The following is a 17325-nucleotide window of genomic DNA, read 5'->3' on the forward strand; positions in this document are numbered from 1 at the left end:
ATTTTTAGATTTTAAAAAGTTTAAAAACCTTCAAAAACACCCAATCCAAATAAAGCAAAATCATATTTTACAGGATCTTTTGCATCCATTTCTCTCAATTTGGTGTCTAATTCCAATAGAGCTTTGGCATCATTTTGCTTTCGCGAAAGAATACCAAGTTTGCGGGCAACATTTCCAGAATGAACATCTAATGGGCAAGATAAAACTGAAGGAGAAATGCTTTTCCAAATTCCTAAATCGACTCCTTTAGCATCTTGTCGCACCATCCATCGCAGATACATGTTGATTCTCTTAGCCGCTGAATTGTTCAACGGATCTGAAATATGTTTCTGAGTTCTTGCTAAATGATCTGTTTCAAAAAATATCTTTTTGAATTCGCTGATGCTTTTCTGTAAACTGTCTTTTTCTTGATTTTTAGCAAAAACAGATTCTAATCCGTTGTGATTTTTGTAAATGTTATTTAAACCTTTTATGAAACCCGCAAAATCATGTCCGTTAAAAGTTCTATGGACGAATGTTTCCAATCTTGCCAAGTCCTCATCTGAATGTGACATAACAAAATCGTATGGCGTATTGCCCATTAATTCCATCATTTTATGCGAATTCTTGATAATCATTTTACGATTTCCCCAAGCAATAGAAGCGCTTAAGAAACCTGCGATTTCAATATCTTCTTTTTGAGTGAAGAGATGCGGAATTTGAACAGGGTCACTTTCGATGAAATCCTGATTGTTATATTGAATGACTTTTTCGTCTAGAAATTCTTTGAGTTCTTTTTGGTTCATATTGAAATGAAATCTTCTTATGTGTTCGAGTGCCCTAGCCCTGATGGGAGGGAAAATCCTTTTATGCCGGGGTTCGGCATAAAAGATTGGAAGGACAGCAGGAAATAGCTCCTGATTATTCTAATTACTGATTTGGCCGTCAACCATAACTAATTTTCTATCAGCCATGTTGGCTAATTCTTCGTTATGTGTTACAATAACAAAAGTTTGTCCGAACTCATCACGAAGCTGGAAAAATAGCTGATGCAGGTTTTCTGCAGAATGAGTATCTAGATTTCCAGAAGGTTCATCGGCAAAAATGACATCTGGTTTATTGATTAAAGCTCTCGCAACGGCAACACGCTGTTGTTCTCCGCCAGAGAGTTCGCTTGGTTTATGATTAATTCTGTGCGAAAGCCCAAGATAATTCAATAATTTTTTTGCTTCTTCTTCTGTTTCGGCTGTTTTTTTGCCTGCAATATGAGCTGGAATGCAGACATTTTCTAAGGCTGTAAACTCAGGCAAAAGCTGATGGAATTGAAAAATGAATCCTAAATTTAAATTTCTAAAATCGGATAAAACTTTGTCTTGTTTGCTTTTCTTTTTGAAATATCGGCTGTAATAAAAAAACAATAATAGAGTAGGTGCAAGTATCACTGCCCATGTGCCATAACCGAAAATATCATTTTCTATTTTACTTCTAAAAAATAATACAAAAACTGCTAATAAAACAAAGTAAAAAGCTCCTAACCAAGTAATGATTTTGAATGCTTTTTCTTGGTTTGAGTTGTCATTTTTGATGTTTTGCAGTTCCAAAACATTTTTTCCGTTAATAGTTAGAGATGAATCTGGATTATGATCGGGTTTATCTAAAGTTCCTAGAATTTGTAACAAAGTTGTTTTTCCAGCACCCGAAGCACCAACGATAGAAACAATTTCGCCTTTTTTAATATGTAAATCGACACCTTTTAATACTTCAAGTTTGTCGTAGAATTTATGAATGTTTTTTGCGTGTATCATTTGATGAAACTGTTTTTACAAAGAAACGAAGATTATGCTCAAAATCAAATTACAATATGTAAAATCCCAAATTCCAAAAAGAGCGAGTTGATTTTATAAAATCTAAAATTTAAAATCGGTACGTAAATTGATATGGGAATATTGAAAATTAAATTTAGAAAAGAAATAATAGTATTTCGAGAATAATTTTTAATTTCGATTAACTTAAAAATGAATGTGTTATGCAAGATTTAGAAGTTGCAGAAGATGACAGAATGTCGAAACTACTCATTGGATTGGTTTTGGACGGAATTGGTATGATTTCTTTTTCGATTCCGTTTCTAGGGGAGTTTTCAGATGTAATTTGGGCGCCGATTGCTGCTCTAATTATGTCAAGAATGTATAAAGGAAGAGTAGGGAAAGTGGCAGGAGTCTTGACTTTTCTGGAGGAAATACTGCCTTTTACTGATGTTATTCCGTCTTTTACTCTTACTTGGATTTATACTTATTTCTTCCAGAAAAAATAAAAAAGTTAAGAGCTATAGAAAGGAACTAATCCTTAAATAAAAAACCAAGTCCCATGTTTTTAAGCATTTTCTTTTCGAAGTTCCAAAAGAATTTAAATTGCCCAAAAATAGTTCCGATCGCAACTAATAAAACTTGGTAAATTGGAAAGATAATTATAAGGCGAATGAGTGTAAACCAGCCTCCAAAATCTTCTTTAGTAATTCCCAGCCAAACGCAGAATGGTTTAGACAGCCACGCAGATGCCGATCCTGTGATGGCAAAAACGATAAATATAATTATGGCTTGTAAATTGGAGGTGATTCCCCAGCGTTTTTTTAATCTGTTCATTGCTATTTGTAATGATTACAAATATAGTATATTATCTTGAGGGAACATAACCCCAAAGCTTTTGTTTGTAAGTATTTTGAAAATAAATCATGTAATTGTAAATTAAGTAATTTACTTCGTAGCCATAATGAATATCTGGGCGATAATCAATAGACATTTCGTATAAATTTGGATTGTAACGCTGTGGTTGTAAAACACGATTGTTCCATTCGGTTACGTACAGATTGTTTTTGTTTTCAAGATATTGCAATGAATAATAGTTTCGTGGATAGGCTCTAGAAGCGAGCCAAGTAGAGAATCCATTATCAATGATGATAACTTCGTATTCTAATGAATCATTTGCAATTCTAACGGTATCATTTACTTTTTTGTTTGGTGTAGCAGTATCTGTACTGGCGATATTCTTAGAAGCCGATGAACACGCAATAATGGTAAATAAAACAATTAATATGGAAATGCACTTTTTCATGTCTTAAATTTACGAATATCTGATGAAAAGAGAATGGGGTTTAACATTCTTTTGAAGGTTCAAAGGTGTAAATAAAAAGCTGTTTGCAAGAATTGCAAACAGCTTTTTAATATTTTGAAGGCTTTGTTGCTTTGCAACTCCGACTCTTTGTTTATTATTTACTTCCAAATAGTTTTCCAATAAAACCTGCGATTCCTCCTTTACTTTTGGTCACTACAAGAACATCTGCAACGTCAACTTTTCCGTCGTTATTTTGGTCAAGGCCAAATTGCATTCCGTATTTAGAAATGGTGTCCATTATTCCCGAAGCTTGTCCGCTGTTTCCTGAAATTGAATTTATAATATCTGAAATTTGAAAACTGCTATCGTTCGGATCTTTTGCTTTATTCACTAGAGAACCTAAAATCTGTGGAATTAAATTGGAAGCAACTCCATTTGAATCGGCACTGCTTAAACCGAATTTTTCGCCAAGATTTCCACTTAGTTGTTGCTGAATTTGTTGCACTACCGGATTTGAGCTGTCAATGGCTGAACTTCCATTGAATAATCCAGCAATTTGATCAGTTCCGCCTTCAGAAACAATCTTTTTTAATCCTTCAAAAATAGAATTGCTGGTTTCGCTAATAACAGCTTCGTTATGTTCATTTGGGATGGCGTTATTGTTTACAACTGCATCACCTCCATATTGTTGCACTAATTGAGTTAATTGTTCAAACATGATTTTTAGGATTTAGATTAGAACTCAAATTTAAACAAAAAAAGAAAGGGATTTATTAAACAATGTTAATAAATCCCTTTGCAAGTAATTTAATTATAAGTGATTAGCTTAACAAAGTAATAATTTGTGATGCTAATTCAGTACCAATTCTGTCTTGTGCTTCTCCAGTCGCAGCTCCAATGTGTGGAGTTAATGAAATTTTAGAGTGCATTAAGATTGCCATTTCTGGTTTTGGTTCGTTTTCGAAAACATCTAAACCAGCAAAAGCAACTTTTCCTGAATCTAAAGCTTTTACCAAAGCTACTTCATCAATAACACCACCACGAGCACAATTCACGATTCCAACACCATCTTTCATGATTTCAAGTTCTTTTTCTCCAATGATATAACCATTTTGAGCAGGAACGTGCAATGTAATGAAATCAGCTTCTTTAAATAAAGACTCTAAAGATTGAGAAACGATTGTAGTTGTAATTGATTGTCCGTCGAAAAATTCAACTTTTACATCAACTTGAGGAATAAAACTATCAGCTGCAATAACTTTCATTCCTAAACCAAGAGCCATTTTTGCAGTAGCTTGTCCGATACGACCAATACCAACAATACCTAAAGTTTTTCCTCTTAATTCAGTTCCGTTAGCATATGCTTTTTTCAAACCGTCAAAGTTTGAATCTCCTTCTAGAGGCATATTTCTGTTAGAATCATGTAAAAAACGTACACCATTGAATAAGTGACCGAAAACTAATTCAGCAACAGATTCTGAAGATGAAGCAGGAGTATTAATTACATGAATTCCTTTGCTTTTAGCATAATCCACATCGATATTATCCATACCAACACCACCACGACCGATGATTTTGATACCAGGACAAGCGTCGATTATATCTTTACGAACTTTAGTTGCACTACGAACTAAAATTACGTCAACATTATTTTCATTGATATAGTTAGCTACTTGTTCTTGAGCTACTTTTGTAGTTATAACTTCAAATCCACCTTTTTCTAAGGCTAGAATTCCGCTTTTAGAAATTCCGTCATTTGCTAATACTTTCATTGTGTGTTTATTGTTTATTTGGTGAACCGTTAATTTGTTTAATCGATAAACCAATTTTTAATTTTTTCTTTTTTGATATTTTTCTAAAGGAAATGTTTTTACGATTAAACAGTTAAACAAATTAACGATTAACCGAAAAAAAATTAAACTTTAGCTTCCAAAGCTTTCATTACATCAACTAAAACCTGAACGCTTTCAATTGGCATAGCGTTGTAGATAGAAGCTCTGTAACCACCTACAGAACGGTGTCCTGGCAATCCAGAAATGTTTGCAGCTTTCCATAAAGCATCAAAAGTTTCCGTGTGTTCAGGATTGTTCAATAAGAAAGTTACGTTCATATTTGAACGATCTTCTACTGCAGCAGCACCTTTGAATAACGGGTTTCTGTCGATTTCAGCGTAAAGTAATTCTGCTTTAGCGTTGTTTAATTTTTCTACAGCAGCGATTCCGCCTTTTTCTTTAATCCACTGTAATGTTAATAAAGAAACGTAAACAGCAAATACAGGTGGAGTATTGTACATACTTTCTCCTTTAATGTGTTTAGCGTAATCTAGCATACTAGGAATTGTTCTTCCGTTTTTGCCTAAGATTTCTTCTTTAACTACTACCAATGTAGTTCCAGCAGGTCCCATATTTTTTTGAGCTCCAGCATAGATTAAGTCGAATTTAGAAAAATCTAATTCACGTGAAAAAATATCAGAACTCATATCGCAAACAACAGGTACGTTTGTTGCTGGAAAATCTTTCATTTGAGTTCCAAAGATAGTATTGTTGCTTGTGCAGTGGAAATAATCAGCATCAGCTGGAATTTCGTAACCTTTTGGAACATAAGTATAATTGTCTTCTTTTGAAGAAGCTACGACAACAGTATCACCGAAAAGTTTTGCTTCTTTGATTGCTGCAGTTGCCCACGTTCCCGAATCTAAATAAGCTGCTTTTCCGTTTTCTTTCATTAAGTTGTATGGAGCCATTAAGAATGCTGTGCTGGCACCACCTTGTAAAAATAAAGCCTGATAACCTTTTCCTTGAAGTCCTAATAATTCTAAAGCAAGGGAACGAGCCTCCTCCATAACTGCAACGAAATCTTTGCTTCGGTGCGAGATTTCAAGAATAGATAACCCTGAATCATTAAAATTTAAAATTGCTTTTGATGCCTTCTCAAAAACTTCCTGAGGTAAAATACTTGGTCCTGCGCTGTAGTTGTGTTTTTTCATGGTTGTTGTTAATAGTCGAAAATTTTAAAGACGCAAATTTCGGTAATAAGAGCCGAAAAAGCGTTAAAATATTCGAAATAATTAAACAATTTATTACTTTGTTGTTAACAAAAACGTTATAGTATCGACATTATCTGCGTAATCCCACAATTGCGGTTTTTGCGTTTCGCCAAATGCAATACTATTTGTAGTTAAATTACTGCTAACAATGCATTGAATTTGATCTGTGTCTTCCTGAAGGCGTTTTTCTAGATCTTCAAGGTTTTCGTAGTATTCATAAAAAACACTAGAAATAGGCGAAGCGTAGCTTGAATCTTCTTTTAAAGTCAAGAATCCGTTGTCTAGTAATTTGAAATTACTCATTAAAAATACAGCTTTGTTATAATCATAATTATTAGCGTATTTTTCATAGTGAATAACATCTTGATATTTGAACATAGCTTGGAAAAAAGCATCAAAAGTATAGCCTTTTGGAATAAAAAGCTTGGATACATTTCGACATCCTAAACCAAAATATCTAAAAATATCTTCGCCCAATGCTTCTAAATCTTCGTTAGTTTCTTTTCCAGTTAAAATCGCTGCCGAATTTCTGTTTTTACGAATGATTGAAGGTTTGTCTTTAAAATAATATTCAAAATAACGAGAAGTATTGTTGCTTCCTGTAGCGATTACAGCGTCGAAGTTTTCTAGTTTTCCTTCTACGAAAGTGATTTTGTTTTTGAAATTTTCATCAACAGCAATTAAATATTTAGCTAAAAATGGTAATAAATGCTGGTCGTTTGAAGAAGTTTTGATTAAAGCTGTGTTGCCTGTAATTAAAACCGATAAGAAATCATGAAAACCTACTAAGGGAATATTTCCTGCTAAAATCAAAGCAATAGTTTTTGGATTCTCATTATTTTCTTCAATTTTATAAACAGAAAGCCATTTGTCAATATTTTCTTTTGTCAAAGCTTCAGCCCAAGATTGTATAGAGAAATAAACCTGTTCAGGAGTATACCATCCATTATGAGATTGCGATAAATGAATCAGGTTATTGAAATCATCAAAAAAGAGATCATTATATAAGACGTCAGATTTTTGCGCAGAAGCGCCTTCAGAAAACTGACTTAAAAATTTTCCTAATTCAACAAAAACACTTTTTTTTGTTTCTAATGTCATAATGTTTGTTTATGAATTGTTTTGATTGTAATTTTGCACAAAAATAAGCATAATTAAGTCGAAAGTCAAAAGTCATCAAGTCAAAAGCAAAGAATGTCTTTTGTGTACTTTTTTCGGACGATGAGACTATACGACTTTTAACTTTAAGAAAAATAAAAAGATGGCAATTATTATAACTGACGAATGCATCAATTGCGGGGCTTGCGAACCAGAGTGCCCAAATACAGCAATATATGAAGGAGCAGATGATTGGAGATATAAAGACGGAACTAGTCTTTCTGGAAAAATTGTTTTACCTGACGGAACTGAAGTAGACGCTGATGATGCGCAAACTCCAATTTCTGATGAAATCTATTATATTGTACCTGGAAAATGTACAGAATGTAAAGGTTTTCATGATGAACCGCAGTGTGCTGCTGTTTGTCCTGTTGACTGTTGTGTACCTGATGACAATCACGTTGAGGACGAAGAAACTCTATTAGAAAGACAAGCTTTCTTACATAACGAGTAAGAATAATTGTTTGATAAATTATAGAATCCTGAGTTGAAAAACTCAGGATTTTTTTTATCCTGATTTCAGGTATTTTTAAAAGTTAGTTTTTTGATAGTTAATGTTTTAAATTTTTGAGTGTTGATTTATTGTTAAAAAATTAATACTTTAGTTGAAAAAATAACAATGCCTATGAAGAAAATGCTACTTTTATTTGTTGTTTTATTTAACTATGTAAGTGTTTTGGCGCAAAACGAAGAGTATTCTATTATTGTTAAGGATATAGAGACTATTGAGCCAATACAAAATGCTACAGTTAAAATAATGAAAACCCAGCAGATTTTATTGAGCAATGAAGAAGGAAAAGTTACTTTTATGCTGACTGGTGGATCTAATGTTCAGGTTTCTGAAACTAATTACGAAGATTTGACCGTACGCTGGACTTCTTTAAATGGAGATCAAAAATTTGTTGTTTATTTAAAGAGTAAAAACAATAAATTAGATGAAGTAGTTTTATCTAAAGAATCTCCAGAAAAAATACTGCAGAAATTGGTTGACAATTCTACAAAGAAAATTAGTATATCCCATAGACAGAAAGTATATGTAAGAGAGTTTTTTATGCTCGACAATCAGTATACGTATTATAATGATGGATTGGTAAATTTTCAATTTGATAAAAATAATAATGCAACTACTTTATTGGTTGAACAAAATCGTTCGTACGGATTACTAGAAGAAGATGTAAGTGCTGATTTGAAAGGGTATAATTTGAATAATATAATGGAGAATTACTCAAATTTCAAATACTTAGAGCCATTATTAGATCCAAAAGCCAAAAAGGAATATGATTTTACAACCAAAGGACATTCAAAAAACAAAGATTACTACGTAATGTCAGTTGTTCCTTTGGATAAAGCCAAAGAAGCGATTGATAATTTTGAAATTATTTACGATCCTGAGAAAAAAATTATAGTAGAATTTACCATTTCGGTTACGCCTACAAGTCTCGATAAAGTGGTTGAAAAGACAAAAGAGGGTGATAAGAACATTACAAAATCGTTTGTTAAAGTAAACTACAGATGGGACGGAAATGATTATTATTTATTGAGTTCTAATGAAGAAATTGGCTATAATGTTGTTCTAAAAGATAAAACTAAAAATGTGCAAGTAAGAAATAGTTTTATCACAACAGGTTTCAATAAACAAAATTTCACCTATAATGAAAGTGATGTTTTCAAGGAAAAATCGCTCTTTAATAAGAAAAATAAAATCTTGACTAATTATTGGGATATTTCGGGATTTACGGCAACAGATCAAGAAAAGGCAATTATTGCATCGTTAGAGTTTAAATTGTAATTAATAAATAGAAAGAAGAAATCCTGGGCTTTATTGTTCAGGATTTTTTTATTGAAAAAAGAAAAATTTTAAAAGAAAAGTAGAATAATAAACCTGAGAAGTAAAAAGAACTGTTTCTTAAATTTTATTAATACAAATATTTAATTCGCGAAAGAGTTATTAAATCTTATATTTGCAAAATTTTAATGCCCAAAAAGAGCATTTTATCAATTTTTTAAAAAGCATAACAGGTCTAAGAAATTAAAGACCGATTAAAATAATATAGAAACAAACAGATGAAAGCAGGAATTGTAGGATTGCCAAATGTTGGAAAATCAACATTATTTAATTGTTTATCTAATGCAAAAGCGCAAAGTGCTAACTTTCCGTTTTGTACAATCGAACCTAATATTGGTGTTGTAAACGTTCCAGATCCAAGAATTAATAAATTGGAAGAATTGGTTAAACCAGAGCGCGTTCAAATGGCAACGGTAGATATCGTAGATATTGCAGGTTTGGTAAAAGGAGCAAGTAAAGGTGAAGGTCTTGGAAACCAGTTTTTAGGAAACATTAGAGAGTGTAATGCTATTATTCACGTTTTACGTTGTTTTGATAATGATAATATTGTGCACGTTGACGGAAACGTAAATCCAATTCGTGACAAAGAAACTATCGACATCGAATTGCAGTTAAAAGACTTAGAAACTGTTGAAAAACGTTTAGAAAAAGTAAAACGTGCTGCAAAAACCGGAAATAAAGAAGCTCAGGCAGAAGAAGCTTTATTAAACAGAATTAGAGAAGCTCTTTTACAGGCAAAATCTGCAAGAACAATTATTCCTCAAAACAATGATGAAGAAGTTTTGATGGAAGCTTTTCAATTAATTACAGCAAAACCAGTTTTATATGTTTGTAACGTTGACGAAAGTTCAGCAGTAAACGGAAACAAATATGTTGATCAAGTTCGTGAATTAGTAAAAGACGAAGAAGCTGAAGTTATTGTACTTTCTGTAGGTGCAGAGGCAGATATCACAGAATTAGAAAGCTACGAAGAGCGTCAGGTTTTCTTAGAAGATATGGGATTAGAAGAGCCAGGAGCATCAGTTTTAATTCGTGCGGCTTACAAATTGTTAAAACAGCAAACTTATTTTACAGCTGGTGTGAAAGAAGTTCGCGCTTGGACAATCAACATTGGAGCAACTGCGCCACAAGCAGCAGGAGTTATTCATACAGATTTTGAAAAAGGATTTATTCGTGCAGAAGTAATTTCATATGACGATTACGTTCATTATGGTTCTGAGGCAAAAGCAAAAGAAGCTGGAAAATTCAGAGTTGAAGGAAAAGAATATATCGTGAAAGATGGTGATGTAATGCATTTCCGTTTTAACGTTTAGTCTTTTTTAGAGGAAAAAAGAAAGAACAAAGAACAAAGAGAATAGACTAAACTGCTGGAGAAATTCAGCAGTTTTTTTATGTTTAAAATGAAAATTAAATCCGTTTAAATCCGCGCTTTCGCGAAAGCGAATCTGTAAAATCCGCGTCCCATTTTAGCAACTGAAAAATTTTTGGCTCAAAAATTGGTTACAGAAAAAATAACCAATTACTAATCTAAAATCAACCAATCAAAATGCTAAAAAAAACATTCAAAATTCTAGGCTGGACACTTTTCGGAATCTTTAGTTTTCTTGCTTTGTACATTTCTTCTGTTTTAATTATTTCAAAAATTACAGTCAATTCAGATATTGCAAAAGTCGAAGAGCAAGATGCCGTTCCCATTTACATTCTTTCTAATGGAGTTCATACTGATATTGTTGTTCCTATAAAAAATGAAATCAAAGACTGGCGAAACGAAATTCAATTCAATCAAACCCAATCAAAAGATTCGTTAATGAATTATATTGCTTTTGGTTGGGGAGACAAAGGATTTTATCTTGAAACACCAGAATGGTCAGATTTAAAAGCAAGCACAGCCTTTAAAGCCGCTTTCGGGATTAGTTCATCTGCTGTACATGCTACATTTTTCAAGCAATTAAGAGAAGGAGATGACTGCAAACGCATTTTGATTTCAAAAGAAAATTATCAAAAATTAGTCAATTATATTTCAAACAGTTTTAGTGATTCAGTTCATCCACAATGGATTGAAGGGCATAGTTACGGAAGAAAAGATGCTTTCTATGAAGCCAAAGGAAGTTACAGCCTTTTTTATACTTGCAATACTTGGGCCAATAATGCCCTAAAAGCAGCCAATCAAAAAGCGAGTTTATGGACTGTTTATGATAAAGGGATTTTTTGTCATTATAAATAATAGATAAAAAAATATTCCGTTATGAATATTTCGTAGGTAGTGGGAAAAATGTAAAACTCAACGAAAATCCAAGAAGTAAGGAATTTTCATTATTGCTTAAATTTGAGTGAATATCAAAAAATCAGCAAATGAAAAATCATAATATCTTTTCGAAAACTTGGTATTTATTAAAAACAACATTTTTAGAATTTAACGATGACAATGCGATAAAGTTAAGCGCAGCGTTATCTTATTATACCATTTTTGCTTTGCCTCCTTTGTTGATTATTATAATTACCATTTGTGGCTTCTTTTTTGGGGAAGAGGCAGTCACAGGACAATTATATGGTCAGATAAATCGATTGGTCGGGAATAATGCTGCTGTACAGATTCAGGAGGCAATCAAAAATGTTCAATTATCAGACAGTAATGTCTTTGTAACCGTATTTGGAGTTGTGATGCTATTAGTTGGTGCATCAGGAGTCTTTGCTGAAATTCAGAGTTCGATCAACTACATTTGGGGGCTTCGTGCAAAACCAAATAAAGGCTTGAAAAAATTTATACAAAACAGATTGATGTCATTTTCGATGATCGTTTCTGTTGGATTTTTAATGTTGGTCAGTTTAATGCTCAATGCTACACTCGACGTTTTAAATGCCCGTTTAAAACTTTATTTTCCAGACACAACAATATATCTTTTTTATGTTGTGAATCTAGTGATTGTTTTTGCCAGTATTACATTGCTTTTTGCAATTATATTCCGAACTTTACCAGATGGAGTGATTAAGTGGAAAGATGCTTTTATAGGGGCCTCTTGCACTGCAATTTTGTTCATGATAGGTAAATTTGCCATAGGAGTTTACTTAGGAAACTCAACAGTTGCAAGTGTTTACGGCGCAGCGGGTTCTGTAATTATAATTTTGGTTTGGGTATATTATTCGGCTATTATTTTATATTTTGGAGCAGAATTTACAAAAGTTTATGCCAAAGCTTTCGGTGGAAGTATTTCGCCAAATGATTATTCTGTAGAAATACAAAAAGAGATTTTTGAAATAGAAAATTAATATTAGACCATATAAGTAATATAAGAAAATTTAAGTTTGGCTTCTTTAAATTAAAAGACAAAGTTTTTTAAATGAACTTATATTACTTATGTGGTTGAAAAAAACAAATACCACAAATATGAAAATAATAGCCTTTGGAGGAAGTAACAGTAAGCACTCAATCAATAAACGTTTAGCTACTTATGCATCAAGTTTATTTGAAAATGCAGACGTTGAAGTTTTAGATTTGAATGATTTTGCAATGCCAGTTTTTAGTGTTGATCTTGAAAAAGAAGTTGGTCAGCATAAAGTTGCACAAGCATTCTTAAACAAATTGAAAGAAGCTGATATTTTAGTAGTTTCAATGGCAGAAAATAACGGAAATTATTCTGTTGCTTTCAAAAATGTTTTCGATTGGAGTTCAAGAATCGAAAAAGATGTTTTTCAGCATAAACCAATGTTATTATTGGCAACTTCTCCAGGCGGTAGAGGAGGCGCATCTGTTTTAGGAATTGCACAGAATCTCTTTCCTCGTTATGGAGCAGAAATTAAAGGAAGTTTCTCATTGCCAGCATTTGGCTCGAATTTTGATTTACAAGAAAATAAAATCTCTAATCCAGAATTGGATCAGGAATTGAAAGATATTATTAAATCAAATTTTTAAATGCCACAAAAAAAGATTGCCCTTATTTTCCTTTTATTAAATAGTATTTTTATCAATTTTGCTTTTTCTCAGAAGATTAGCGAAGTTGATAAAATAGTTGCAAAATACCCAAAAAGCTTTGATAGCACAGAGAAATTAGCTGACAAAATCGAAAAAGATTTTGATTCGGATTATGATCGTGCGCGTGCTATTTACAGCTGGATTGCTTTCAATATAAGATATGATTACAATGCGTATTTGAATCCTCCAAGAGTGCAAGGTTTCAGTTATTCTTCAGAAGCCGAAAAACAGCGAAAAATAAAACAACTGAATGATAATCTAATTCAGAAAGCTTTTAAATCTAAAAAAGCAGTTTGTGAAGGTTTTACAGCTTTGTATCAGCATTTAGCAGAGCTTGTAAACTTGAAATGCGAAATAATTCGAGGCGATTCAAAAACAAATTTGAGAGATATTGGCCGTAAAGCGACTTCATCAAACCACGCCTGGAATGTTGTTTTAATTGATAAAAAATGGCGTCTTGTAGATGTTACTTGGGGACAAGGATATTATGATACCAGTAAAGGAAGGATGGTTAACGATTTTAATCCCGTATATTTTGATACTAATCCCGAGTATTTCTTTGCAAAGCATTATCCAGATTCGGGAACTTTTCTTGGAGACAGAATCAGTAAAAGTGATTTCTTAGATGGACCTTTAATTTATAATAAAACCATAGAAAACGATTATAAAATAAAAACTCCAAATTTGGGAATAATCGAAGCTAAGAATGGCGATAAAATCACGGTCGAGATTAAAAATGTTTCCAAATCAAGCCAGGTTTTTTATTTAAACAGAAAGAATCAGCCAGTTAAAGTTCTTAATCCGAAAGAAAAGCGCGGAAGTTTAGAATTTCAAATTCTAATTGATAAAAATATCGGAGATTACATCACGATTTTTATAGACACAGAAAGCATTGTTTCTTTTAAAATTGTTTAGTAGAAATTAAGAAATCTACAATTTTTGTGTTTTCTGAAATTAGCGTATCTTAGCAAGGAATGAAAAGAACTTGAGTGCTATGGAAAATACTTTTTTGAAATCAATTTTAGACAATGATTTCTATAAATTTACAATGCAGCATGCTGTAATTAAACTTTTTCCAAAAGCAAAAGTTCGTTATGGATTTATAAATCGAGGTAAACATGTCTTCCCAGAAGGATTTGCAGATTTACTTCGAAAATCTGTTGATGCATTATCTGAGCTTCGTTTAACAAAAGAAGAGAAGAACTATTTAGCTCATTATTGTCCTTATCTAGATCCAACTTATTTAGATTTTCTGCAAGGATATAGTTTTGATCCGTCTGAGGTTCAGATTAGTCAAGAAGGTTCAGAAATTGCAGTAACAGTAGAAGGTTATTGGTATAGAACTATTTTGTGGGAAGTTCCGTTAATGGCACTTATTTCAGAGCTTTTTTATAAATCAAATCATTTAATTCGTTTAAATGATGAAGCCATAAAAGAACTGACGAAAGAAAAAATTGACAATTATAATAAATTAGGAGTTTCAATTTTAGAATTTGGAACAAGAAGACGCCACTCTTACGAAGTTCATGATTTGGTAAACGAAACTTTAAGAACCTACGGAGGAAACAGCTTTATTGGAACCAGTAATGTGCATTTTGCAATGGTTAACAACAGAAGACCTTTGGGAACGCATGCTCACGAGTGGTTTATGTTTCATGCGGCGCAATATGGTTTTCAGGTGGCAAATTTTATAAGTCTCGAAAACTGGACAAAAGTTTATGGCGGTGATCTCGGAATCGCTTTAACAGATACTTATACGACAGAAATATTCTTCAATCAATTTGATAAAAAATATTCTAAACTTTTTGACGGTGTTAGACATGACAGTGGCGATCCAATTGAGTTTGCTCAAAAAGTGATTGCCCACTATAATAAAATGGGAATCGACCCAAAATCAAAAGTTATTGTTTTTTCAGATTCTTTAAATTACGATAAGGTAAAAAAGATTGTCGATTTCTGTCAGGACAAAATAAAAATGTCTTTCGGAATCGGAACAAATTTCACTAACGATGTTGGACTTCCGGCTATGAATATGGTTATAAAACTAACCGATACAAAGCCCGATAATGTACATTGGCAAGGAGTGGTCAAACTTTCAGACGAAAAGAACAAAAATACAGGAACGCCCGAAATGATTACATTGGCAAAAGAAGTACTCGGAATCAAATAGTATTTTTTTTGCTGAAAAAGCAGTTTTTTATAATTTTAATGTCCATTTTATTTTAAAATCAATTTAAATAGATTTTGAACTGTTATTATTCATAACAAAAAAGAAATACGCTTTCATTTTTTGTTGATAAATGGTAAATTAGCCAAAAATCCTAAATTCATTTATGCTAGAGCAAAATCAATACAACGAAGATAATATTCGTTCACTCGATTGGAAGGAACATATTCGTATGCGTCCGGGTATGTACATCGGGAAATTAGGGGACGGATCATCACCAGATGATGGTATTTATATTCTTTTAAAAGAAGTTTTAGACAACTGTATCGATGAGTTCGTTATGGGTGCCGGAAAAACTATCGAGGTAAGTATTAAAGACAAAACAGTTTCTGTTCGTGATTATGGACGTGGAATTCCGTTGGGTAAAGTGGTCGATGTAGTTTCGAAAATGAATACCGGAGGAAAATACGATTCTAAAGCTTTCCAGAAATCAGTTGGTTTGAATGGTGTCGGAACGAAAGCGGTTAATGCTTTATCTAATTATTTCCGTGTAGAATCTGTTCGTGATGATAAACAAAAATCTGCAGAATTTTCAGCTGGAAATCTGGTTCAGGAAGAAGATGTAATCGATACGACGAAACGTAAGGGAACAAAAGTAATTTTTACCCCAGACGAAACAATCTTTAAAAACTATAAGTTTCGTTTAGAATATGTAATTAAAATGGTCAAAAACTATTGTTATTTGAACAATGGCTTGACTATTATTTTCAATGGGGAAAAATATTATTCAGAGAATGGACTTCGCGATTTATTAGAAGAAACAATTAATGAAGAAGATTTAGAATACCCGATTATTCACTTAAAAGAGCATGATATAGAGGTTGCGCTGACACATAGTAAAACGCAATATAGTGAAGAATATCACTCTTTCGTAAATGGTCAGAACACAACTCAGGGAGGAACGCACTTAGCGGCTTATCGTGAGGCAGTTGTAAAAACCATTCGTGAATTTTATAATAAAAATTTCGAAGCATCAGATGTTCGTAAATCGATTGTAAGTGCTATTAGTATTAAAGTAATGGAACCGGTTTTTGAGTCTCAGACCAAAACAAAATTAGGTTCTACCGATATGGGCTCTGATGATGGAACACCAGCAGTTTCTGTTCGTACTTTCGTTAACGATTTCATCAAAACGAAATTAGATAACTACCTGCATAAAAATCCAACAACTGCAGATGCTTTATTGCGTAAAATTCTTCAGGCAGAACGTGAGCGTAAAGAATTATCAGGAATTAGAAAATTAGCGACAGATCGTGCTAAAAAAGCCAATCTACATAATAAAAAATTAAGAGATTGCCGTGCGCATCTTCCTGATACCAAAAACCCAAGAAACTTAGAAAGCACGCTTTTTATTACCGAGGGAGATTCGGCTTCTGGATCGATTACAAAATCGCGTGATGTAAACACACAAGCCGTTTTCAGTTTACGTGGTAAGCCTTTGAATTCATACGGGATGACTAAGAAAATCGTGTATGAAAATGAGGAATTCAATTTATTGCAAGCAGCACTTGATATTGAAGACGGATTAGAAAAATTACGTTACAACAATATCGTAATCGCAACCGATGCCGATGTCGACGGAATGCACATTCGTTTGCTTTTGATTACGTTCTTTTTACAGTTTTTCCCAGAATTAATAAAAGAAGGGCATTTGTATATTTTACAAACACCACTTTTCAGAGTTCGTAATAAAAAAGAAACGATTTATTGTTATTCTGAAGAAGAAAGAAAAGACGCGATTGAAAAACTAAAACCAAAACCAGAAATCACCCGATTTAAAGGTTTAGGAGAGATTTCTCCAGACGAGTTTAAAAACTTTATTGGAGATACCATCCGTCTTGATCCCGTTATGATGGACAAACATACTTCAATTGAGCAATTGTTGTCTTTCTATATGGGAAAAAACACCCCAGATAGGCAAGAGTTTATTATCAAGAATCTGAAGGTTGAAATTGATGAGCTTGAGGAAGCTTAAAATTAAAGTAGAAGAA

Annotated in this window: 17 protein-coding genes and 2 pseudogenes; 10 read left to right on the forward strand and 9 right to left on the reverse strand. The window is 32.8% G+C overall.

Going from position 1 to position 17325, the window contains the following annotated elements:
* Positions 1-20: 20 nt before the first annotated feature.
* The 3 genes and pseudogenes from JC605_RS15640 to JC605_RS23875 form a co-directional block, all read right to left on the reverse strand.
* The gene (locus JC605_RS15640) at positions 21-785 is read right to left on the reverse strand and encodes a TIGR02757 family protein (RefSeq protein WP_198857085.1); all 765 of its coding nucleotides are present in this window, start codon (positions 783-785) and stop codon (positions 21-23) included.
* A 120-nt stretch (positions 786-905) separates the two neighbouring features.
* Positions 906-1355 (reverse strand): annotated as a pseudogene (locus tag JC605_RS23870) (ABC transporter ATP-binding protein); the annotation flags it as partial.
* A gap of 216 nt (positions 1356-1571) precedes the next feature.
* Positions 1572-1784: pseudogene (locus JC605_RS23875) on the reverse strand (ATP-binding cassette domain-containing protein); the annotation flags it as partial.
* Positions 1785-2005: 221 nt separating this feature from the next.
* On the opposite strand from JC605_RS23875, the gene JC605_RS15650 reads away from it, so the two are divergent.
* Positions 2006-2290 (forward strand): hypothetical protein, encoded by a 285-nt coding sequence (locus JC605_RS15650; RefSeq protein ID WP_198857087.1) that lies wholly within the window; start codon positions 2006-2008, stop codon positions 2288-2290.
* 25 nt (positions 2291-2315) lie between these two features.
* Here JC605_RS15650 and JC605_RS15655 read toward each other — a convergent pair whose 3' ends face one another.
* The 6 genes from JC605_RS15655 to JC605_RS15680 all read right to left on the reverse strand — a co-directional run bounded on the left by JC605_RS15655 (position 2316) and on the right by JC605_RS15680 (position 7234).
* A complete protein-coding gene (locus JC605_RS15655; RefSeq protein WP_111366773.1) occupies positions 2316-2618 on the reverse strand; it encodes a DUF6787 family protein in 303 nt (100 codons plus the stop codon).
* Positions 2619-2649: 31 nt separating this feature from the next.
* Positions 2650-3087, reverse strand: a complete 438-nt coding sequence (locus tag JC605_RS15660) for a DUF6146 family protein (protein WP_198857088.1) — start codon at positions 3085-3087, stop codon at positions 2650-2652.
* Between the two features lie 154 nt (positions 3088-3241).
* The gene (locus JC605_RS15665; protein ID WP_198857089.1) at positions 3242-3805 is read right to left on the reverse strand and encodes a hypothetical protein; all 564 of its coding nucleotides are present in this window, start codon (positions 3803-3805) and stop codon (positions 3242-3244) included.
* 103 nt (positions 3806-3908) lie between these two features.
* Complete coding sequence (locus tag JC605_RS15670; protein ID WP_198857090.1) at positions 3909-4859, reverse strand: D-2-hydroxyacid dehydrogenase; 951 nt, start codon at positions 4857-4859, stop codon at positions 3909-3911.
* A 143-nt stretch (positions 4860-5002) separates the two neighbouring features.
* Complete coding sequence (serC, locus tag JC605_RS15675) at positions 5003-6073, reverse strand: 3-phosphoserine/phosphohydroxythreonine transaminase (protein ID WP_198857091.1); 1071 nt, start codon at positions 6071-6073, stop codon at positions 5003-5005.
* A 93-nt stretch (positions 6074-6166) separates the two neighbouring features.
* Complete coding sequence (locus JC605_RS15680; RefSeq protein ID WP_198857092.1) at positions 6167-7234, reverse strand: acyl-CoA reductase; 1068 nt, start codon at positions 7232-7234, stop codon at positions 6167-6169.
* Between the two features lie 160 nt (positions 7235-7394).
* Here JC605_RS15680 and JC605_RS15685 point away from each other — a divergent pair, with 160 nt between their 5' ends.
* The 9 genes from JC605_RS15685 (at position 7395) to JC605_RS15725 (ending at position 17309) form a co-directional block, all read left to right on the forward strand.
* Entirely contained in the window at positions 7395-7745 is a 351-nt protein-coding gene (locus tag JC605_RS15685; RefSeq protein WP_111366760.1) for a 4Fe-4S dicluster domain-containing protein, read from the forward strand.
* A gap of 171 nt (positions 7746-7916) precedes the next feature.
* Entirely contained in the window at positions 7917-9080 is a 1164-nt protein-coding gene (locus JC605_RS15690; RefSeq protein WP_198857093.1) for a hypothetical protein, read from the forward strand.
* A 275-nt stretch (positions 9081-9355) separates the two neighbouring features.
* Positions 9356-10450 (forward strand): redox-regulated ATPase YchF, encoded by a 1095-nt coding sequence (ychF, locus tag JC605_RS15695; RefSeq protein ID WP_198857094.1) that lies wholly within the window; start codon positions 9356-9358, stop codon positions 10448-10450.
* Between the two features lie 233 nt (positions 10451-10683).
* Positions 10684-11361 carry a TIGR02117 family protein gene (locus JC605_RS15700; RefSeq protein ID WP_198857095.1) on the forward strand — a complete coding sequence of 226 codons (678 nt, stop codon included), beginning with the start codon at positions 10684-10686 and terminating at the stop codon, positions 11359-11361.
* Positions 11362-11489: 128 nt separating this feature from the next.
* Positions 11490-12404, forward strand: a complete 915-nt coding sequence (locus JC605_RS15705; protein WP_198857096.1) for a YihY/virulence factor BrkB family protein — start codon at positions 11490-11492, stop codon at positions 12402-12404.
* A gap of 118 nt (positions 12405-12522) precedes the next feature.
* Complete coding sequence (locus tag JC605_RS15710; RefSeq protein WP_198857097.1) at positions 12523-13047, forward strand: NADPH-dependent FMN reductase; 525 nt, start codon at positions 12523-12525, stop codon at positions 13045-13047.
* Positions 13048-14022, forward strand: a complete 975-nt coding sequence (locus JC605_RS15715) for a transglutaminase domain-containing protein (RefSeq protein WP_198857098.1) — start codon at positions 13048-13050, stop codon at positions 14020-14022.
* Between the two features lie 79 nt (positions 14023-14101).
* Positions 14102-15277, forward strand: coding sequence for a nicotinate phosphoribosyltransferase (pncB, locus tag JC605_RS15720; RefSeq protein WP_198857099.1), 1176 nt, complete (start codon positions 14102-14104; stop codon positions 15275-15277).
* Positions 15278-15440: 163 nt separating this feature from the next.
* Positions 15441-17309 (forward strand): DNA topoisomerase IV subunit B, encoded by a 1869-nt coding sequence (locus JC605_RS15725; RefSeq protein ID WP_198857100.1) that lies wholly within the window; start codon positions 15441-15443, stop codon positions 17307-17309.
* The last annotated feature ends 16 nt before the right edge of the window (positions 17310-17325 follow it).

It is taken from the genome of Flavobacterium sp. IB48 (assembly GCF_016405855.1).
GTDB classification, from domain to species: Bacteria; Bacteroidota; Bacteroidia; order Flavobacteriales; family Flavobacteriaceae; genus Flavobacterium; species Flavobacterium ginsengisoli.